At 67.9% G+C, this 18,400-nt stretch carries 21 protein-coding genes; all 21 read left to right on the top strand.

Going from position 1 to position 18,400, the window contains the following annotated elements; genetic code table 11:
* Nucleotides 1-146 precede the first annotated feature (146 nt).
* The 21 genes from ABD156_RS43715 to ABD156_RS43615 all read left to right on the top strand — a co-directional run bounded on the left by ABD156_RS43715 (nucleotide 147) and on the right by ABD156_RS43615 (nucleotide 18,368).
* The gene (locus ABD156_RS43715) at nucleotides 147-1,037 is read left to right on the top strand and encodes a hypothetical protein (protein WP_344287374.1); all 891 of its coding nucleotides are present in this window, start codon (nucleotides 147-149) and stop codon (nucleotides 1,035-1,037) included.
* Between the two features lie 24 nt (nucleotides 1,038-1,061).
* Nucleotides 1,062-1,703, top strand: coding sequence for an A24 family peptidase (locus ABD156_RS43710; RefSeq protein WP_344287372.1), 642 nt, complete (start codon nucleotides 1,062-1,064; stop codon nucleotides 1,701-1,703).
* A 68-nt stretch (nucleotides 1,704-1,771) separates the two neighbouring features.
* Complete coding sequence (locus tag ABD156_RS43705) at nucleotides 1,772-2,332, top strand: hypothetical protein (RefSeq protein ID WP_344287370.1); 561 nt, start codon at nucleotides 1,772-1,774, stop codon at nucleotides 2,330-2,332.
* Between the two features lie 437 nt (nucleotides 2,333-2,769).
* Nucleotides 2,770-3,315, top strand: a complete 546-nt coding sequence (locus ABD156_RS43700) for a hypothetical protein (protein WP_344287368.1) — start codon at nucleotides 2,770-2,772, stop codon at nucleotides 3,313-3,315.
* Between the two features lie 168 nt (nucleotides 3,316-3,483).
* Nucleotides 3,484-4,089 carry an SAF domain-containing protein gene (locus ABD156_RS43695; RefSeq protein ID WP_344287366.1) on the top strand — a complete coding sequence of 202 codons (606 nt, stop codon included), beginning with the start codon at nucleotides 3,484-3,486 and terminating at the stop codon, nucleotides 4,087-4,089.
* Nucleotides 4,090-4,128: 39 nt separating this feature from the next.
* Complete coding sequence (locus ABD156_RS43690; RefSeq protein WP_344287364.1) at nucleotides 4,129-4,956, top strand: hypothetical protein; 828 nt, start codon at nucleotides 4,129-4,131, stop codon at nucleotides 4,954-4,956.
* Nucleotides 4,953-6,434, top strand: a complete 1,482-nt coding sequence (locus ABD156_RS43685) for a TadA family conjugal transfer-associated ATPase (protein WP_344287362.1) — start codon at nucleotides 4,953-4,955, stop codon at nucleotides 6,432-6,434. The genes ABD156_RS43690 and ABD156_RS43685 overlap by 4 nt, the downstream gene beginning before the upstream one ends.
* Nucleotides 6,431-7,372 (top strand): type II secretion system F family protein, encoded by a 942-nt coding sequence (locus ABD156_RS43680; RefSeq protein ID WP_344287360.1) that lies wholly within the window; start codon nucleotides 6,431-6,433, stop codon nucleotides 7,370-7,372. Before ABD156_RS43685 ends, ABD156_RS43680 begins: the two co-directional genes overlap by 4 nt.
* The gene (locus ABD156_RS43675; protein WP_344287358.1) at nucleotides 7,369-8,274 is read left to right on the top strand and encodes a pilus assembly protein TadB; all 906 of its coding nucleotides are present in this window, start codon (nucleotides 7,369-7,371) and stop codon (nucleotides 8,272-8,274) included. Before ABD156_RS43680 ends, ABD156_RS43675 begins: the two co-directional genes overlap by 4 nt.
* A gap of 57 nt (nucleotides 8,275-8,331) precedes the next feature.
* Nucleotides 8,332-8,586, top strand: a complete 255-nt coding sequence (locus ABD156_RS43670) for a hypothetical protein (RefSeq protein ID WP_344287356.1) — start codon at nucleotides 8,332-8,334, stop codon at nucleotides 8,584-8,586.
* A gap of 18 nt (nucleotides 8,587-8,604) precedes the next feature.
* Nucleotides 8,605-9,033 (top strand): hypothetical protein, encoded by a 429-nt coding sequence (locus tag ABD156_RS43665; RefSeq protein ID WP_344287354.1) that lies wholly within the window; start codon nucleotides 8,605-8,607, stop codon nucleotides 9,031-9,033.
* A gap of 95 nt (nucleotides 9,034-9,128) precedes the next feature.
* Nucleotides 9,129-9,497 (top strand): TadE/TadG family type IV pilus assembly protein, encoded by a 369-nt coding sequence (locus tag ABD156_RS43660; protein ID WP_344287488.1) that lies wholly within the window; start codon nucleotides 9,129-9,131, stop codon nucleotides 9,495-9,497.
* Nucleotides 9,494-9,946: a TadE family protein gene (locus tag ABD156_RS43655; protein ID WP_344287352.1), complete on the top strand. Its 453-nt coding sequence runs from the start codon at nucleotides 9,494-9,496 to the stop codon at nucleotides 9,944-9,946. Before ABD156_RS43660 ends, ABD156_RS43655 begins: the two co-directional genes overlap by 4 nt.
* Nucleotides 9,943-10,356 carry a hypothetical protein gene (locus ABD156_RS43650; protein WP_344287350.1) on the top strand — a complete coding sequence of 138 codons (414 nt, stop codon included), beginning with the start codon at nucleotides 9,943-9,945 and terminating at the stop codon, nucleotides 10,354-10,356. Before ABD156_RS43655 ends, ABD156_RS43650 begins: the two co-directional genes overlap by 4 nt.
* On the top strand, nucleotides 10,353-13,514 hold the full coding sequence (locus tag ABD156_RS43645) for a BTAD domain-containing putative transcriptional regulator (protein ID WP_344287348.1): 3,162 nt from the start codon (nucleotides 10,353-10,355) through the stop codon (nucleotides 13,512-13,514). The genes ABD156_RS43650 and ABD156_RS43645 overlap by 4 nt, the downstream gene beginning before the upstream one ends.
* Nucleotides 13,515-15,101: 1,587 nt before the next feature.
* A complete protein-coding gene (locus ABD156_RS43640; protein ID WP_344287346.1) occupies nucleotides 15,102-15,260 on the top strand; it encodes a hypothetical protein in 159 nt (52 codons plus the stop codon).
* A 36-nt stretch (nucleotides 15,261-15,296) separates the two neighbouring features.
* A complete protein-coding gene (locus tag ABD156_RS43635) occupies nucleotides 15,297-16,061 on the top strand; it encodes a hypothetical protein (RefSeq protein ID WP_344287344.1) in 765 nt (254 codons plus the stop codon).
* A gap of 43 nt (nucleotides 16,062-16,104) precedes the next feature.
* Entirely contained in the window at nucleotides 16,105-16,239 is a 135-nt protein-coding gene (locus ABD156_RS43630) for a hypothetical protein (protein WP_344287342.1), read from the top strand.
* A complete protein-coding gene (locus ABD156_RS43625) occupies nucleotides 16,239-16,511 on the top strand; it encodes a hypothetical protein (RefSeq protein ID WP_344287340.1) in 273 nt (90 codons plus the stop codon). Before ABD156_RS43630 ends, ABD156_RS43625 begins: the two co-directional genes overlap by 1 nt.
* Before the next feature lie 23 nt (nucleotides 16,512-16,534).
* Nucleotides 16,535-17,620: a DUF932 domain-containing protein gene (locus ABD156_RS43620; protein WP_344287338.1), complete on the top strand. Its 1,086-nt coding sequence runs from the start codon at nucleotides 16,535-16,537 to the stop codon at nucleotides 17,618-17,620.
* Nucleotides 17,621-17,750: 130 nt separating this feature from the next.
* Nucleotides 17,751-18,368, top strand: a complete 618-nt coding sequence (locus ABD156_RS43615) for a hypothetical protein (RefSeq protein ID WP_344287336.1) — start codon at nucleotides 17,751-17,753, stop codon at nucleotides 18,366-18,368.
* Nucleotides 18,369-18,400 lie beyond the last annotated feature (32 nt).

Raw genomic sequence — 18,400 nt, 5'->3', positions numbered from 1 at the left:
GAACCGAGTCGGGCCCTCGCGTCCACGAAGATCCCTGACCTCGCTCGACGCACTTGACGCGACCGGTACCCGGAAGGCTTGCCACCGGTAAGCCATCACCGGAAGCGCAGCGGACAGCTCACTAGCCGACTTGACGAGGAGACCTTATGGCGTGCCGCAACCCACCCGCGTCGGCCGGACCAGTGCGTACCGCAACGTTTCCGGACGGGCCGGATTCTGTGCTCCTGAACCCCGATATCTCGGACTCCCGACTGCGCGGAGAACGTGTCCGCACCGCGCTCAGCCGGGAAATCGTTCTAACGTGTCTAGGCGGTGCGCTCGGCACGGCCCTCGCGCTGATAGCCGGCCTGAATGTGGTTCTGGTCTGCGTGGGAGTCGTCATATCCGGACTGAGCGTGGTTGCTGGCTTGGACTGCGCCGCCCGCTTGATGACCGACCACCGTCACGACGCTGCACATCCATGTCGGCTGGACTGCGTCCGGGGAGAGTTCTTCTTTCGGAGTCGTGACTTCAGCGAACTCGGCGAGGCTTACCACGCAGCGCGGATCCTGATCGCAGGGGTAGACGAGTTGCACCGCAGTCCGGCACGAGCCTGGATCGATCCAACAGTCCCGCACAAGGTGCACCAGCTCGTATGGCAGGCGTTGTGCTGCCTAGACCGGACGCGGGCAGCTCGCAGTCTCGCCGATGAACTGGCAGCTGATTCCGCGGCCGGCGACCTGGCCGTCGCGGCTCGCCGGTCGGTTGGCGTGGTCGACGGTGCCCTCCGCGAGGTCGTACAGCACGTGAACGCTTGCCTTGTGCTGATCCGGGAATGGGAAGCCAAGCTTCAGCGCTCTGACCTGGTCAGCCTCACCGACCGAACGCTCGCAGCGCTGCCAGTCGATGCCGACGTTCGCCGCCTGTCGGAATTCGCGGAGATGTTGCCACAGAACATATTCGCCTACGTCACCGCAGCGCGAGACGTCCTCGGTGCCGGAGCTTTCCCGTGGGAGCAGCACTCATCGCGTTACGGCGGAGAGAAGGGTTCACGATGATGCAAGGACACGCGGGAGTGCCTGATGATGTTGATTCCGGTGACCGTTGTCGGCGCAGCGAGCATCGTTGCTGGACCGCTCTTGTTGAAAGCCGCAGAACGAACAACCGGTATGGCTATGGCGGCTGGCCGGTCTACGCGCGCCGCATTGGCCGCGGGGCTTTCGGTGGCGACGGCGGCCCTCTGCTGGATCGGGCTTTTCCAGTTCGGCACGACGCCGGTCTGGCTGGCTTGGTGCTGGGCATGCGCGCTCGGCCTCGGCTTGGCACTCACCGACGTGCGTTGTCGGAGACTGCCGTTTCCGATGGTGGCGGCGCTGGCGGGCGGAGGTGCTGCGTTCTTGCTCTGCGACACGATCATCCACGGAACCTGGCTTCGGTTCGGCTTCGCCTGCATCTCAATGGTTGCCCTGCTGGGGCTTGCTTTGCTGGTTCAGATGTCCGCACCGGACCACACCGGGGGCGGCGATACCGCTCTGTACGCCGCGCTTGGGCTCTATCTCGGGTGGTTCGGATGGGATGGCTTGCTCCGCGGCTTGCTAATCGCGAGCGGGTTCACCGCCCTTGTGGCGATCGCGGTAGCGGTGTCGTCCAAGAGTATGAATTCGCGGTTTCCCGCCGGTCCGCCGCTGCTCGCTGGCTCGTTGATCAGCATGCTGTTGACGTAGGCGCACGGCGACCTTTGCAAGGGCAGGTCGGCCTGGGCATCGACATCGCGAACGTTGGGGAGGATCTTGTGAACAACTTCGGTGCTGGTCGGCAACGGCACGTCGTCCTGGCTGCGGCGGTCGCCATGCTGGTGGCGGGGTGCAGCGGCGGCGCCGCGCCGGCGACGACGTCCTCGTCCAACATGCCGGCTCCGTCGCAGCCGCCCTCGGCACCGACGTCATCCGAGCCGGATCAACGGCAAGCGGTCGAGGCCGCCTATACGCAGTTCTGGCCGCGGTCGTTGGCTATTCCGAGCACGCCAGAGGCCACTTGGCAGGCCGCGATGGCAAAGCTCGCCGTGGACCCGCAGTTGTCCACGACCTTGGCGGGGATGCACCGCAATAAACAGGTCGGCGTGAAGCCCTATGGAGACGTGACCACGCACATCAGCAGCGTCGAGGTTCACGGCGGCAAGGCGACGGTGATCGACTGCCAGGACGGATCGCGCTCCGGGCAAGCGGACGCTGCCACTGGCGATCGGAAGACCGTTGGTACGCCGCAGATTCCTATCCACGCACGGATGTCGCGCGACGCCTCGGATGGCCAATGGAAAGTCGCGGAGCTTGCATACCCAGGCGGGCCGTGCTGATGCGTACGCGGAAGGCACTGAGCTATCCGGCGTGTGTCCTCGCCGCTGTCATTGGCACAGTCGGTCTTGCCGACACGTCGTCGGAAGCTGCCCCGAGCCCGCCCGGCCCCACCGATGACGGGCAAGTGGTCGTTGTACCCAACAACACCGACCAGTTCGGCCAATACGCACCGCCGAGCATCGACATGCGCGCGCTGGATCAACGGGGTCAAGCACCTGTGCGGCCGGGTGGTCCCGGGAAGAAGTCGGCCGGTGACGGCGGCCAAGACCGGCAAGCCGCAGCGGGCTCAGGTAATTCTCCGGATTCGCAGGGACGGCTTCCGCCGGGTTGTTTTGTGGGCGGCTTCGGTGCCGGCGGCGCTCCGGGTGCAGGTCGGCCAGGCGGTAGTGCGTTCGGGATCCGGTGTCTCCCACCGCTTCCCGCGAACAACGTGCCGGTGCCGCCCGGTGACGCGCCTGCGCCCCCGCCGTTGCCGACTCCGGCGCAGTTGGCGGCGCAGGCGTTCGAGCAATTGCGGCTTCCCTTGCCAGTGCCGCGGCATTCACCGGATGTGCGGCTGCCGGACGGGCGGGACGCGACGATCGTCGGCGAGAACACCTGGGTGTGGACCGATCGCGAGGTGTGGCAGCCGGCGGTGCGGCGAGTGCAGGTTGGGCCGGTGTGGGCGGAGGTGACCGCGACTCCGGCGGGCATGACGTTCGACTCGGGCACGGGTGGATCGGCGTCGTGCGCGGGGCCGGGCACGCCTTACGACCGTTCTTTCGGCCTGCACGCTGCCAGCCCGGATTGCGGGTTCGTCTACACCCGCAGCTCCGTCGGACAGCCGGGCGACCAAGTCCGTGCGCAGTGGGCGATCCAGTGGTCGGTCAGCTGGGTCGGATCAGACGGAACCGCTGATGTCGGCGGGGACTTCCCGCAGATGCAGTCAAGAGCCGGAGCCAGCTTCGCGGTCGCCGAGGTACAGGCTTTGCGCGCGAGGTAGCGCACAGGGAATTCATCAAACAAATCGCTGCATATAAGAAAACCGCACTTCCGGAAATGAGTAAGGAGTTTCCCGGTGGGTACTGCTCTGTCTTTTTCACGACCACGCCAAGCGCGTGCCGACGACTCCGCACCCCATGAGCGGCTCCGGGATGGTGACGAGCCGCGGGTGCCGCGTCGGCGGCGGTGGTGGCTGCTCAGCGTCGCGGTCGTGCTGGCAGCCGGGGCCGCCTTCGGCAACGTCTTCCTGATCGCAGGACAGGACGAACGGGTCGACGTCGTGGTGCTGACGCGGGACGTGGGCTGGGGCCAGCGGATCGGCGACGGTGATCTTGGCATCGCGAAAGCGGTTCCAGGCCAGGGACTGTCCGCGATTCCTGCCGCTGACCGCGCGGGCGTCGTCGGTCAGGTCGCGCGCTCCGCGTTGCCCGCCGGCAGCGTGCTCGCGCCTCGCCAGCTCTCTGCGCAGCCGGTTCCTGGCCCTGGCGAGCGGCTGGTCGGGCTCGCGGTGAAACCGGGGCACCTGCCCGCCCGCGGCCTGTCGCCCGGCGATCTGGTCCAGGTCAGTCCGGTCGCGGGAGGAACCGGGTCCGACCTCGGGCAGCCGTCGGCGAGTGCTTCCGGACCGTTTCAAGCACGTGTGGTGGGCACCGGTCCGCCGGACTCGACCGGCGCGGTCACCGTCGATGTCGTCGTCGGGATGGATGCCGCGCAGGCCGCGACCAGCGCTGCCGCAGGTCAGGTCGTCGTGGTCCAGCTCGGGCCGAGTGCGTAGGAATCGAATTCGTCGGGAAGGGCGGTGAGGGTGTTGGCGATGATCACGATAGTCTCGGGCAAGGGATCGCCTGGCGGGACCACGACGTTGGCCGCGCTGGCGGCGGCATGGCCCGCGCCGGTGCTGCTGGCCGACTGCGACCCCGCCGGGGGCGACCTCGCGCCCGGTTGGCTGAGCCAATGGCTTGTGGCCGGCGCGATCCGCGCCGATCGCGGGGTGCTGTCGCACGCGACCGCGACGCGGCACGCGACAGCGGGAGATCCGGCTGCGCTGCTTGAACACGTGCAACCGGTGCCGCCCGCACGGCACGTGGGCCTGCTCGCGGGACTGGCGTCGCCGGGCCAGCACTCCGCGATCAGCGCTGCCGGGTGGACGCGGTTGACCGCGTCGCTGGCCGCATTCCGAACCCCGGCTGGCCACCCAGCGGACGCGTTGGTCGACGTCGGCCGCTTCGGCGCGGCCACGCCGTGGCCCTTGCTGTTGGCCGCCGACGTGGTCCTGCTGGCGGTCCGCCCGACCCCGCGGCATGTGCTGGCCGCGCGCCCGGTGCTGGCCGAACTCGCCGAGCGGATCGTGCCGGAGCGGCTCGGCCTGGCGGTGTGCGCGACGTCGCCCGCAGGCGCTCACGAGGTCCGCGCCGCGCTGGGCCGGGCTGTCGCTGTTGCACTCCCTGCCGACGAGCGGACAGCGGCGGTGCTCTCCGACGGGAACGACGCAGGCGCTGTGCCGCGTCGATCGCCGCTGCTGCGCACTGCACGCCGGGCAGCACGCCGACTCCACGGCACCTACCACAATTACACGCCTGCCGAGCTGCGCGTACCGGCACCGCGCGCGTCCGTTGACGTCTTGGCGGGAGCATCGCGATGACGTTGCCGCACAACGGGTATGGCCTGTCCAACGGCCCCAGCAGCTACTCGGTCCCGGCGCCGCAGGAACGCGGACTGCCGTCGAGCACCACGGCGGAGGGGCCGCTGGATTCGCGGACTGTTCGGGCGATCCGGGAATCGGTCGCGGCCCGGCTGGAGCGCGTCGCGGCTGGGGAGACCCACTTGGACGTGCCCCTGTCGGCGGCGGAGCAACAAGCGCGGATGAGCGCGTACGTTGCCGAGGAAGTCGCTGCCTGGGTCGTGCGCCGCGCTGCCGACGGGCAAGCGCCTCTGTCCGTTGAGGACGAACGCCGGTTGACCCGCGCGGTGGTGGCCGCGTTGTCCGGGCTGGGCGCGCTGGAGGAACTTCTGAATCGCGAGGACGTCGAGAACATCCATGTCCACGGCTGCGACCGCGTTCTGCTGGAGTTGGCCGACGGGTCGATCGAGCAATGGCCGTACCCGGTGGCCGACGCCGACGCCGACCTCGTGGAAATGCTGGCCGCGATGTTCGCCCGCCAGGGCCAGACCAGCCGCGAGTTCAACGCCGGCCGCCCGTTGGGAAACCTCCGCATCAGCGCTGGCGGTCCGCTGGGCGCCCGGGTCGCGGCCGTGATGGAAGTCAGCGACCGGCCGCGGGTGGCGATCCGCCGCCACCGCCTGGTCGACGTCACCCTCGACGACCTCGTGGCCAACGGCACGCTCGATCCGGTGATCGCGTCGTTCCTGCGTGTGGCGGTGCGCGCGGGCTGCAACGTGATCGTCTCCGGTGGTCCTGCCGCGGGGAAAACCACGCTGCTGCGCGCGCTGTGCACCGAGATCCCGGACTACGAACACGTCGTGACCGTCGAGGAGGAATACGAACTCGGCCTGCACATCGGCGCGCGCCCCTTGGTCACACCGCTGGAAGCCCGGCCGGCCAACAGCGAAGGGATCGGCGAAATCACCCTGGACGATCTGCTCAAGCAGACTTTGCGGCACTCGCCGAGCCGGGTGATCGTCGGGGAAGTCCGCGCCGGAGAAGTCACCGCGATGCTGCGGGCTCTGGGCAACGGCGCGACTGGCGGGATGTGCACCCTGCACGCCACCAATGCGTCCGCCGTCTTCGACCGGATCGGGGCACTCGGGCAGCTGGCTACCCCGCCACTGGCGATCGAGGCCGCCCACCAGTGGACCGCCTCGGCAATCGACCTGGTCGTGCACGTCGCCCGCACCGACCACACCCACCTCGGCGCGCACCACCGACAGCGGTTCGTCGCCGAGGTCATCGAGGTCGGCCCGGTCGGTGATTCCGGTCGCCCGGACACCACCAGGATCTTCGCGCCGCGCCCGGCCGACGGCCGCGCGGTTCCCGCGTACGCCCCCAGCCGTGACCTGCTGGAGCGCCTGGAGCGGCACGGCTTCGACCGCGCCCAGCTCGACACCGTCGCCGCGGGCACCGGAAGCCTCACCGGTTTCCCAGAAGGAGGCCGGCGATGACGAACGTGTGGCCGGGCTTGCTCGGCGTCGTCGCCGTGCTGGCCCTCGCCTGCGCGGTTGCGGCAATGCTGCCTCCTGCCCCGCGGACAGCCGGTGGTGGCGTTCGAGGTTCCGTGCCGCAGCGAGCGGCAGGCTGGCGGGAGCGCCTGGCGCGGCTTCCGCTGCGGCGGGTCGCTGTGGCGGTGGTCGGGGGCGCGGTGGTGTGGTGGGCCACTGGCTGGCCGGTTGCGGCGATGGTGGCCGTCGCCGGGGCGGTGACCGTGCCGATCCTGGCCCGCGGACACGACGCGCAGCGGCTGATCGCCCGCTTGGACGCATTGGCAAGCTGGGTACGGCGGCTGGCCGACATACTGGCCTCCGGCGCGGGCGGGCTGGAGCAGGCGATCACCAGCTCGGCCCGCACCGCCCCTGACGCCTTGGCCACGGAGGTCGAGACCCTCGCAGTGCGGCTGCGCACCCGAGGGCTGGAGCAGGCGTTGCGCGCGTTCGCCGACGACGTCGGCGACGAAGCCGCCGACGAGGTCGTCCTCGCCCTGGTCCTGCGAGCCCGCGCCGGTGGACGCGGTCTGGTCGATGTTCTCGACGCGAAAGCCACCGCCCTCGAACGGGAGGTCGTGGCCCGCCGGGACATCGAAGCCGACCGGGCGAAACCGCGCACCGATGTGCGCGCGATCCTCGGCATCACCGTGGTCTTGCTGGTCGGGTTGGTGTTGTTCGCCCGGGAGTTCCTCTCGCCCTTCGACGGAGTGCTGGGCCAGGTGGTCATGGCCGGGATAGGGGGTCTGCTCGGCGCGGCCGGGTGGTGGATGCACCTCCTGATCCGAACTCGCCGGCCCGCCCGGCTGCTCGGCGTCTCCTCCCGGACCCCAGTCGGCGCACCGAAACCGAAGCACTCGCTGACCGTGGTCACCAAGCCCGACGCGGAGGCCCCGCGATGAGCCCGGGTATCGCTGCCGCTGTTCTCGGTGCCCTCGCCGGGATCGCGCTCGTGTGCGTGATTCTGGCGTTGGTACGGCCAGCACCGGTCAACCTGGCCGCCGCGGTCGCGGAGCTGGACGACCGTGCTGCGCGTCGCGTGGACGGAGCTGCGCCGCTGGGTCGCTGGTCGGTTCGGCTGCACCGCCTGGCCGGGTACTCGGCGCGGTCGTCGAACCGGTGGTGGGGCATTCCGGCCGGTGACCTCGACGTGCTCGACCAGACTGCCGAGCGTTACCTCGTTCGACGCCTGGCATGGGCTGGCGGCACCGCGGCAAGCGTCGTGGCGGTGGCGGGGCTGGCGTGGTTCGGCGGCGTCGGTTTCCCCGGCACCGTAGTGATCCTGGGCGTGCTGGTCGCTGCGGTGGCCGGGTCGCTGGTGCCGGTGCTGGCCGTGCACGAGGACGCTTCTCGGGCCCGAGAGGAGTTCCGGCGGGGGGTTGCCGCTTATCTCGACCTGGTGGCCCAGGAACGGGCGACGGGTCGTGCCCCGAGCCAAGCACTCGCCGAAGCTGCCGCGGTGGCGGATTCGTGGGTGTTCGCGCGGATCAGTCGCACGCTCGGCCGGGCGATGCGCGCCGGGCACACCCCGTGGGAAGCCTTGTCCCGGCTGGGCAAACGGATGGGTGTCGTTGAACTCGCCGACCTGGCGGACATCCTGTCCACCGCCGCTGATGGCGCTGCCATCTACAGCACGCTGATCGCGAAAGCGGCTGCGCTGCGCTCGGCCGCGCTCGCCGGAGACAAGGCCGATGCCAACGGGCGTTCCCAGCGGCTCGCGCTCCCGGTTGCCCTGTTGCTGGTCGCGTTTCTCCTGCTGGCCATCTATCCAGCCTTGCTCCGGCTGCTGACGGCCGGTGGTTAGCTGCGCAGCCAGAGACGAATCACCTAAGAACGTTGCACACCAAGGAGTTGAACATCCATGACTGAGATCCTGGAGCACTACCTCACCGCGGCGCGGCGGCGCGTTGCGCAACTCGCGCTGAGTCTCGGCGGCGCAGTGATGCTGTTGTGCGTCACCGTCGTGGCCCGCTGGGAGCGCGTGCGTACCGCCGGTGATCGCGGATCGGAAAGCGTGGAGAAGGCCGTCCTGGTGGCCATCGGGCTCGCTGTGGCCATCGGACTTGGGGTCGCGATCCGTGGCGTGGTGCAGCAGTTCCAAAGCCAGATCAAGTGACGATACGAAGGAGCCAGGATGCCCACCAGCGAGGAGATCGAACGTCGTGTCGCAGAGGCTGACGCACCCCGCAGCGTCCGGCGATCCGCTGCGGCACAACGAATCGGCGATCTTGCCACGCGTCGCGCCGAGATCGTTGCCCAGCTGAACGACGTCGAACGCCAACTCGGCGAGGTTCTCTCCGAATCCAGCGACGTCATCGACATTGACGAGCTAGCCCAGTTCACCGAAGTGCCTGCCACCGACCTCGCCCGCTGGCTCGACACGGGCAAACCGGTGCCTGCGAAGCGAAAGAAGCCCGCCAATAGCGGCTCCCGCGCGAAGAAAGCCGCACAGCCGCCGAAAACCACCACCACCACGAAGACAGTGCCCACGCCACGTCCCCTCCCTGCGGCTCCAACACCCGCTGCGGACACCTTGGCGGCAACTAGCTCGGCGGCCCAGTGATGCGCTCCAGCAGGCTCAGCTACCGGGGACACCCGCAGGCGGCGAAAAGCACCGGCACAGCTCAGATCCGCGACCGCGGAGCAGAGTCCGTCGGCTTGGCAATTCTGTTTCCGATTGCCCTGGTGTTGATCCTCTCGGCGGTGCAGGGCGGCTTGTGGTGGCATGCCCATGCTGTTGCCGCGCAAGCCGCCCAGGCCGGAGTGGAGGCTGGACGTCCGGTCGGTGGCACGACCACCACGGCCGCTGAGGCCGCGCTCTCGTTCGCCACCCGCGCCGGCCGCGGCGTCCTCACCGCCCCCGAGGTCCACGCCACCGTCACCGCGGACACCGTTCAAGTGGAGGTGTCGGGCACCGCCATCCGACTGGTGCCCATCCCAGGCCTGGACATCCGCGTCGCTGCATCGGCGCACGCGGTGAAAGAGCGCTTCACCGTGCCCGCGCTGGCGGCTGGAGACGGCCCATGAGGTCCCGAAACCGGATACACCATTGCTGGTCGCGGTACTGGAGTGACACGGGTTCAGTCAGCGTCGAAGCTGCGGTCCTGGTGCCCGCCGTGCTCTTCGTCGGACTGTTGATCATTGCCGGTGCCCGGGTCAGCTCGGCACAGCAAGCGGTCGACAACGCCGCCACCGCCGCAGCGCGCGCGGCGTCGATCGCGCGCAGCCCCGACGCGGCGCAACAGGCCGGAGCCCGCGTCGCCCGCGAACGGCTCGACCGCGAGGGCCTGACGTGTCACGCCTTCAGCGTGTCGGTCGACGCCGGCCAGATCGCGGTCGGCCGTGCCGGACAGGTCCGGGCAAGCCTGATGTGTCAGGTCGGGCTGAGCGATCTCGCACTTCCGGTCCCCGGCGGCACGGACACGCTCACAAGCACCTTCACCAGCCCCACCGACCCGTATCGAGGCATCCCATGACGACCCGGACAACGCCGCGGGACACGGGTTCGGTCAGCGTGATCGTGGCTGTGCTGGTGCCCGCGCTGCTGCTCGTCTTCGCCTTGGTGGTGGATGGCTCCGCCCGTTTGCGGGTCATCGCCCGCGCCGACGCGCTGGCTGCCGAAGCTGCCCGCGCGGCCAACACCGCGGTGGACACCCGCAGCCCCGCGGTCAGCATCGACACTACGACCGCAGCGCGCACTGCCGCCGACTACCTCGCCCGTGCCGGGTATCCCGGTCAGGTCAGTGTCGCCGGACCGCGCGCGGTCCACGTGACCGTCACCGTCGTCGAGCCAGCCCCCATCGGGCTGCTTGGCGGTACCGCCGAGGCCACGGGCACCGCGTTGGCCGAACTCGGCGTCGGCACACGGACCGGTGACTTGCCATGACCACCGCACCAGTACAGCGGATCCGCGGGGCATGCGCCGCGCTGGCACTGCTCGCCTTCATCGCCGGGATACCGTGTGGACTACTCGCGCTCGGAGCCGACCCCGCCCGCCTGCTTCCCGACCACTGGCCCGCCCCCACTCCGATCAGCCAATGGCCCGAACGGATCTGGAACACGCTCCGGTGGGCGTGGCTCACCGGCGACCTCGTGCTCTGGCTGGTCGTGGCGACGGCGTGGGCTGGCTGGTTGCTGCTGACCCTCTCCGTCATGGTCGAGGTGATCCGCCAGACCGGGCACGGTGTCCGTACCGCCCGCGGTCTGCTGCGCCGGGCGCCGCGTGACCGATGGATCGCCGGACTGGTGGCCGCCGTTCTCGTGGCCACCTCCGCTGGTACCGCAGGGGCATCGACAATCCCGGCAACACCGGTTGCGGCCACCGCGCCGCCATGGCCCCACGAACACCCCGTCACGGCAGCCCGGGGCTCCGCAACGGACACCGTGACCGACCAGACCGCGGAGACCGTCGGTGCCCCGACCACGCCGTCTCCCGCGGCGGCGGGAACGGACGACACTGTGCCCTACACGGTGGTGCACGGCGACACCTTGTGGGACTTGGCCGAACGCCACCTCGGCCGCGGCACCCGCTACCACGAGATCGTGCGGCTCAACCCCGCCCTGCTCGCCGACAGCCCCGGCGACCTGGAACCGGGATGGACGCTGCTGTTTCCACCGGACGCCGTCGCCTTGCCTCATCCCGCGAACAGCGCCACCGCGAGCGGGCGCACCGTCACCGTCAAGCCCACCGACTCCCTCTCGGCCATCGCTGAACGCGAACTCGGCGATCCGGACGCCTGGCCCGCGATCTTCGACCTCAACGCCGGCCGCACCCAACCCGACGGCCGCGCGCTGCGGCACCCCGACCAGCTCCTGCCCGGCTGGCACCTCGTCCTTCCCGCCCAGGTGGCACCACCACCCGCGCAGCCGACAGAGCAGCCCGCGGAGTCACCGAACAGCCCGACACCCGCGCCTGCCCCAGAAGGCCCGGTTGCCTCCGCCGAGCAGCCCGCGCCGCCGCATGCACATCGAGGAGAACAGCCGGACATGCCCGAGGCACAGCCCGGAATTGGTATCGCGCTGCCGACCGGTGCGTTCGTCGGCCTCGGACTGGCTGCACTGATCACCCTCGCGATGATCACCGTCCGAATCCGGCGCCGCCGCTGGTATCACCCCGGCGCACGCGACGACGCTGACCCTGCCGGCTTCCCGGTCGTCCGCGCACTGCGCATCGCCCACGACGCCGCCGCACCCAAGCCGGCCGACGACAACCCGGCCGCTGCGACCGCGCCACCCGGACACGCACGACCGGTCGACATCCATGTCCGCGACCGAGCCCAGGCCACAGTCCGTGCAGTGCTCCCGGCACACCAGGACACCTCGCTCGGCGTACGCGACGAGCACGCCATCGCCCTCGACCTCGCCAGCACGCGGGGACTGGGGCTCACCGGTCCCGGTGCCCACGCCGCCGCGCGGGCCTTGATCATGACCCTGCTCGCGCAGGCCACCAGCGACGACCTCGACGCCATGATCGTGATGCCCGCCGACGATGCCCGCGCACTCTTCGGGCACGACCTGGCAGACCCCGTCCCGGACCGGCTGCACATCGTCGACGACCTGCCCGCAGCGCTGGCGACGTTGGAGGCCGAGCTGGTCGCCCGCACCGACACCAACGACCTCGCACGGGACGACCCGCCAGCGAACACGGCGCATCCGCGCGGCGACACCGGGCCTGCCGTGATGGTGGCCACGCCCACCGCGGACACGAACCGGCGCGCGCACGCCGTCCTCGACAACGGCTCGCACCTCGGCCTGACCGGAGTGTTCCTCGGCCCCTGGCACTCCGGCGGCACCGTGCGCGTGCGCCACGACGGCACCGTCGAAGCGACCAGCCCCACCCTGAGTGACGACTTGGCCGGTGCCCGACTGTTCACGTTGCCGGACGCCGACGCCCGTGACCTGCTCGCGCTCCTGCACGCGGCCGAGCCCGGCCGCGACGACCCGATCCGAGACCGTACCGTCGCCGGCAGTGCCGTGGAACCGGGCACGCAGCGGCAAAGCCGAGCCGAGAGCACGACGGCGAACGCTCAACCGCTCGTCTCCGAGTACGAGTTCGCTACCGCAGCACCCGACGCTGCGGCCGTGACCCCACCGACGGCACCCGCCAGCGCGAACCCCAGCGAGCACCCGACGACCGGACCGTTCGGACCGGCTGAATCAGAAACGACCGAGCCATCCCCGCCGGACGTCAGCAACCAGCCGCGTCCGCCAGCTACCCGGCGCGACGGCAACCCAACGACCGCGCCGCGCCCGGCCACGGAACCAGCCCCGGTCCCGCCGCTGCACCTGCAGGTGCTCGGCCGGCTGCGCCTGACCAGAGCGAGCTCCGAACCCCGTGACCTCATCGACGTTCTCGCTCCGCGGCAACGCGAGATCCTGGTCTACCTGGCACTGCACCGTGACGGGTGCCGACGCGAAACCCTCAGCGCCGCGCTCTGGCCGGACGCTCCCGGCGAACGTCCCTACAACAGCTTCCACGCGACTCTGTCCCAGCTACGCCGGGGCCTTCGCCGGGCCAGCAACGACGACACCCTCGACATCATCGTCAACCAGGACAGCCACTACCGGCTTGACCAGGCGATCCTGACCGCCGACCTCTGGCGGCTCCAGGACGCCATCACCGCCAGCCGCCAAGCTCCGGCAACAGAGGCCGTCGGGGCATCGAACCGCGTCACCGAGCTGTACCGCGGAGACCTCGCCGAAGGCATCACCGCGGACTGGATCGACGGGCCCCGCGAAGCGCTCCGGCGCGACGTCCTCGACGCGCTCAGCAGCCTGATCCGCAAGATCAGAACCGACCACCCCGAACAGGCACTCGCCCTGCTGGAACAAGCCCGCAACCTGGACCCCTACAACGAGGCGATCTATCGCGACCTCATGCGCCTACAAGCGCGACTCGGTCAGCACGACAGCATCCCGCGCACCCTGCACCTGCTCACCACATCGCTGGCCGACCTCGACCAACGCCCCGCCCCGAGCACTCTCAGTCTCGCGGACGCCCTGCAACAGCCGAGAAATCACATATCCAACCGGCAAGCCAGCTAAATGAACCCAGCGCCTCACGCAGGAAATAGCGGTGATTCTCATTGCGACCCACCAGTTGCCGAAGGCTGTCCAACAGGAGCCAACCTCGCTATACTGGGCTGATTCCTCACGAATACTTTGAGCGCCGTGACCCTAACGTATTCGTGCGATTCTGGGAAGCAGCGGCGGCAGCCGCGGAGGCGATCTGCTGCACGACCCGAGGCCAGCACTCTGACGCGTGCACAACCGGCACAGAGTCGGCGGCGAGCGCATAGACCTCTCGCCCGTCCACCTTCCTCTCCACCTTCCTCTCCACCTTCCTTTCCGGACTCCTACTAGAGAGGAGGGGCGCGTCAAAGCCTTGTTGCAGGTCAACGCTGGGCAACCCCTTCCTCCGCACCCCCCGACTTCGGTGCCGGCAGGCACGTGAACAGTCGGCTTGGGTGGCGTGTTGGCTATCTGATGCTCGCACTGCCTTCCGCGGCAAGTTCCGTTCCGCTGCAGCCAGCTTCTTCTTCTTCATTCTCCCCCTCCTCGGCTTTCCTTCCATTCTTCTTTTTGATCCCGAGTGGTCGCATGACTCTTTCTGTCTTTTTCCTTGCGCGCAAGGAAAACCTAGCGACACAGAAACATGACCCATAGATATTGACAACCATATAAACGGCGTGGCCACAAGTGGCGTGATTCGAAAACCGCAGGATATCCAAAGAGAAATTCGTACTGAATCAAAGCTGTGCGGGTCGCGGGCGCGGGCGCCGGCTGCCGCTGTGCGGGTCGTTCTCTTCCCCTGCGTCTTCCCCGCTCAAGGGCCCGACCGACCCTGAGCAGGGGGTCGACGCCGAAGGTAACGGCGAGATAACGGAACCCGACTGAGGCTTGAAAGTGTCTAGGCAGTATGTCAACCTAGACATGTAACCGAGACAGGCTGGAGCGGATGGAACAGAGAAGGGCGTGAGGACCGGGACACGGCGTCCCGCGAGCGATCTCCTTCCTTTCTTTCCTTAACGGTTTGGTCGTTACGAACTATAAGACCCGCATAGCGCGGGCGGCGGCTTGGGCCGCGCGGACAGCAGCGAAACCGTGCAGGGCAGTAGTGGGGAACGACGCGTAGCCAAACGCGCATTTCCAGTCTGGGATGCGTAGTAACTGCGCTTGCAGCCCCGTTATGTGAATCCCTTGCTATAGAGCGGAGTAGCGCGCATAAAAGGCATGCCTGCCATAGGTGTGTCCCCAAGGTAACTACATGGTGGTCTAGCACCGAAAAACGTCACAACGTGTGGGCGTCCGGATTGTGTAAAGCGGTTGCCGACATTGAACGTCACTCTCTCAAGCGCGTCGCGCTTTTCCCGTTCGTAGCACGCTATGTCTTACGGGCATGGTTCCCTACGTTGTGCACTAGACATAACGGCTTCCCTTTTAGGGAGGTTCAGGGAATGCGCTACCGGCCGACCGGGCGCTATCGCTTGCGGTTACGCATCGCACGGACATAGAAGATGATCCCCTTTGCATCAATCGCACCCGACGTGTCCACATTTCGACCCGTACCAGTTCGCAACTGGCCTGAACCGCCAAACAACATGCAACCACAACACCGTTGGAGGACCCGTCATGACACGTAAAGACTTCAAAGAAATTGCCGATTCCGTACGTCGGGAAGTTGTTGCCGACGACGAACGAAAAGCACTCGCCGACGCCTTGTGCACGTACTTCGAATCGGTAAACCACCGATTCGACCGAGACCGTTTCTTTGCCGCATGCGGCCTGTGACTCGCACTAATCCGCACCCGCTTGGGAGTGTCAACCATGAACAACCCTGAAATTTCGTTTTCCGAAGATGCACACTTGTTCTTCAGGCAGAACTTTCGTTACGGGACATGGGACGGTGAAGACTGCGCCCGAGATAACGACTGGTCCGGCTTCGGATTCGTGCTCGGATCGGGCGGTGACCCGCTGCCAATTCCCGGCGACTACCTCACCGGACACCAGTGCGCCCACCTGGCGGACGTGTCCAACGGGCACGCGGCGGTGCAACTCATGGACGAAGCGGCACCAGGAAAAGCAACCGAGTGGAACGGACTTCTTGCCTACGACTACAGCGATTCCGCCGCACGTGAGGCCGCCGACCGTATCGGTGCCGCGCTCGCCGGATACCCGCTGCTCGACGACGAAGACCTGTCCGAGCGGGAATCCGAGAACGCCGCGCGCGTGCTGGTCGACTGCTACGACGTGCCCCAGGAAATCGCGGCGGACGTCGTTTCGGCGCTGAGCGACGACGGGCAGACCTTGTGCACCGACTGTCACAGCTGGGATATCGACCACATCATGTCCGAGCTGGGATACCGGCAATGCGCCGAGTGCGACAAGTGGCTCGAAAGCGCTTGTGATGAACCGCTGCATTACGACTGCGCCGAACAATACGCAGAAGACGACTGCGAATGCATTTCGGTCATGGTCGACGGATACCGACACGGCAATCACACCGTAACCATGCCGGACGTCCGCGAAACATTGCGCGGCTGCGAACACTGCTACCCCGTTGTCTACCCCTACGGCAAAAACGTGGCGTAACGAACTCGACCCGTCAAGGGGTAGCGGGCAAAGGAGATGCACCGTGGATACCAACAATCCGGTTGCCGGAAGCGAGAAGGACCGGCAATACGCGATCTTTCGTGATTACGCCAACCAGCACAGAGCCCGGCGCGCGTACCAAGCGCTGTCGACCATGGGGCCCACCATGAACTACTAGTGAGCCTGGTCGTGCGCTATCTCGCCGAATCGGGCCCACAAGGGAATGGACAGCCCGACGACGAAACCGTATTCGCCTACGCGACCGAGAACGGACACGTGCGCGTGATCCTTCACTGGCGCGGGCTGTGGCGCGGGTTGGCGTCCTGCTCGGTTGAGCCCGACGAAACCGAGCAATGGCACCGGCATTTCAGTGATGCCGAACGTTGGCTTTCGCAACGTGCCGCACTGAGCCGGGCAGAAGAATCTATGCGATCTCACTACCGCAACTAGTCGCACTGTGTTGTGGCGTTTCGGTGCCGCGCGCGTTCGCGCGCGGACGCCGTGACCGCACAACGGTTTCCCGTAGCACCTCCGATAACGAAAGTGGGTTTGTCATGTCCAAAGAAACCAGCGAATGGCTCAACAACAATGTTCTGATCGGGTTCACCGACAAGCGCGGCCACGCGTGGCACTACCGGGCATCGGCGCAAGGCAGCGAGCCGAACCACTACGCCGGACCTATCCCGGTCGCCGATGTGCAGCGGCGCTTGTTCCGCTGGACCGCCGAACCGGAACCGGTGCTTGTGGCGGGCAAGTTCGGCCTGCGCCGCGTGCCCAACAAGCAAGCCATCACCGCATCGGATACCGGTGATGTCCTCGGGATCTTCGCCGACGGGTACACCGTGCACCAGTACCAGGAATGGCTACTGGACAAGGTCGGCACGATCCTGGATGACGGTCTGTCGATCGGTTCCGCGGGCCTGCTGCGCGACCGCCGACAGGCGTGGGTGAGCGTGGAAGTGCCCGAAAACATCACCACCCCGGAAGGCGTGGAGTTCCGGCCGAACCTGGTCGCCTGCACCAGCCACGACGGCAGCCTCGCCACCACCTACAAGCGCACCGTGACCAACGTCGTGTGCGACAACACGATGTCGGCCGGCCTGCGCGAGTACGGCCAACAGTTCAAGGTCAAGCACTCCAAGAACGGCAAGTTCCGCATCGTAGAAGCCCGCGACGCGCTCGCGATGGTCCACACCGTGGCCGAGGAATTCGCCGCCGAGGTCAAGGCCCTGTGCGAAACGACCGTGACCGACCAGGCATGGCGCGCCTTCTTGGACGCACACACCCCGATGCCAGAGGAGAAGGGACGCGCCCGCACGACCGCGACGAACGAACGGGCCGCCCTGACTCGCTTATGGGACAGCGACAATCGGGTCAGCCCGTGGCGCGGTACCGCGTGGGGAGTGGTGCAGGCCGTCAACACCTACACCCACCACGAAGCGATCGTGCGCAACGCCTCCCGCGCCGAACGCAACATGGCCCGCGCGGTGGACGGAAAAGCCGACGCGCTCGACCAGGACACCGTGACGACGCTCGGCAAAGTGCTGGCCTCGGTCTGACAAGGACCGTCGCCGCTTCGGTGCCCGCGCGGCCATGCGCCGCGCGGGTGCCGTGGCCGCGAAATGGCCACAACTGGTGCCCAAACCAATTCCGGCTCACACAAGCCGCGACACAGGAAGGAAACAACCCATGGACATGCAGGCATTCGCGGTAGCGATGGCGGAAGCGCTCGATGGGACATGGACGGTCGGACCGGGCCACCACGGTCACCGCGACCGGTACCTTATCGGCCCAGACGGTGAAGAGCTTCACGTGTGCTACTCCGACTGGGAGAAGACACCACGGCTCAGGCTGTCCGGCAGCCTCCCGGCCCAACTGGCGACAATCCGGCACCACCACGGAAACCCGGTGCCATCACACGACATCACGGTGTCCCCGGCCAAAACACCGGAAACCGTCGCCGCGGAGACTGCCCGGCGGCTGCTGCCCGGCTACCGGGTCACCCTCGCGGAAACCCGCGAGCTGAAGCAACGACTCGATGACGAGGCCGCCGCGCGCGACCGGCTCGCGCACGCCATCGCGGATCCGCTCGGCGCGACCGTCCGCACGCCCGGTCCCCGCCCGCTCGGCCGCGACCCGCAGGAAGCCATCGTGCGCTATCAGGGACCGCTGGCCGGCACCGTCACGGTGCCCCGCAACAGCGGACACGTGGCCTTCGCCTTCTCGGTCGCTCCGAGCGAGGCCGCCCGCGTCGCTGCGTTCCTGGCGACATTCCCGCGAACGCCGGATTGGGACCAGGACCACTGACCCACCCGGATTTCGGCGGACCGAACAAGACG

This window comes from Amycolatopsis albidoflavus (genome assembly GCF_039525725.1).
Lineage (GTDB): Bacteria > Actinomycetota > Actinomycetes > Mycobacteriales > Pseudonocardiaceae > Amycolatopsis > Amycolatopsis albidoflava.
The sequence above is the reverse complement of the archived record's forward strand: the minus strand, read 5'-3'. Positions and strand labels throughout refer to the sequence as shown.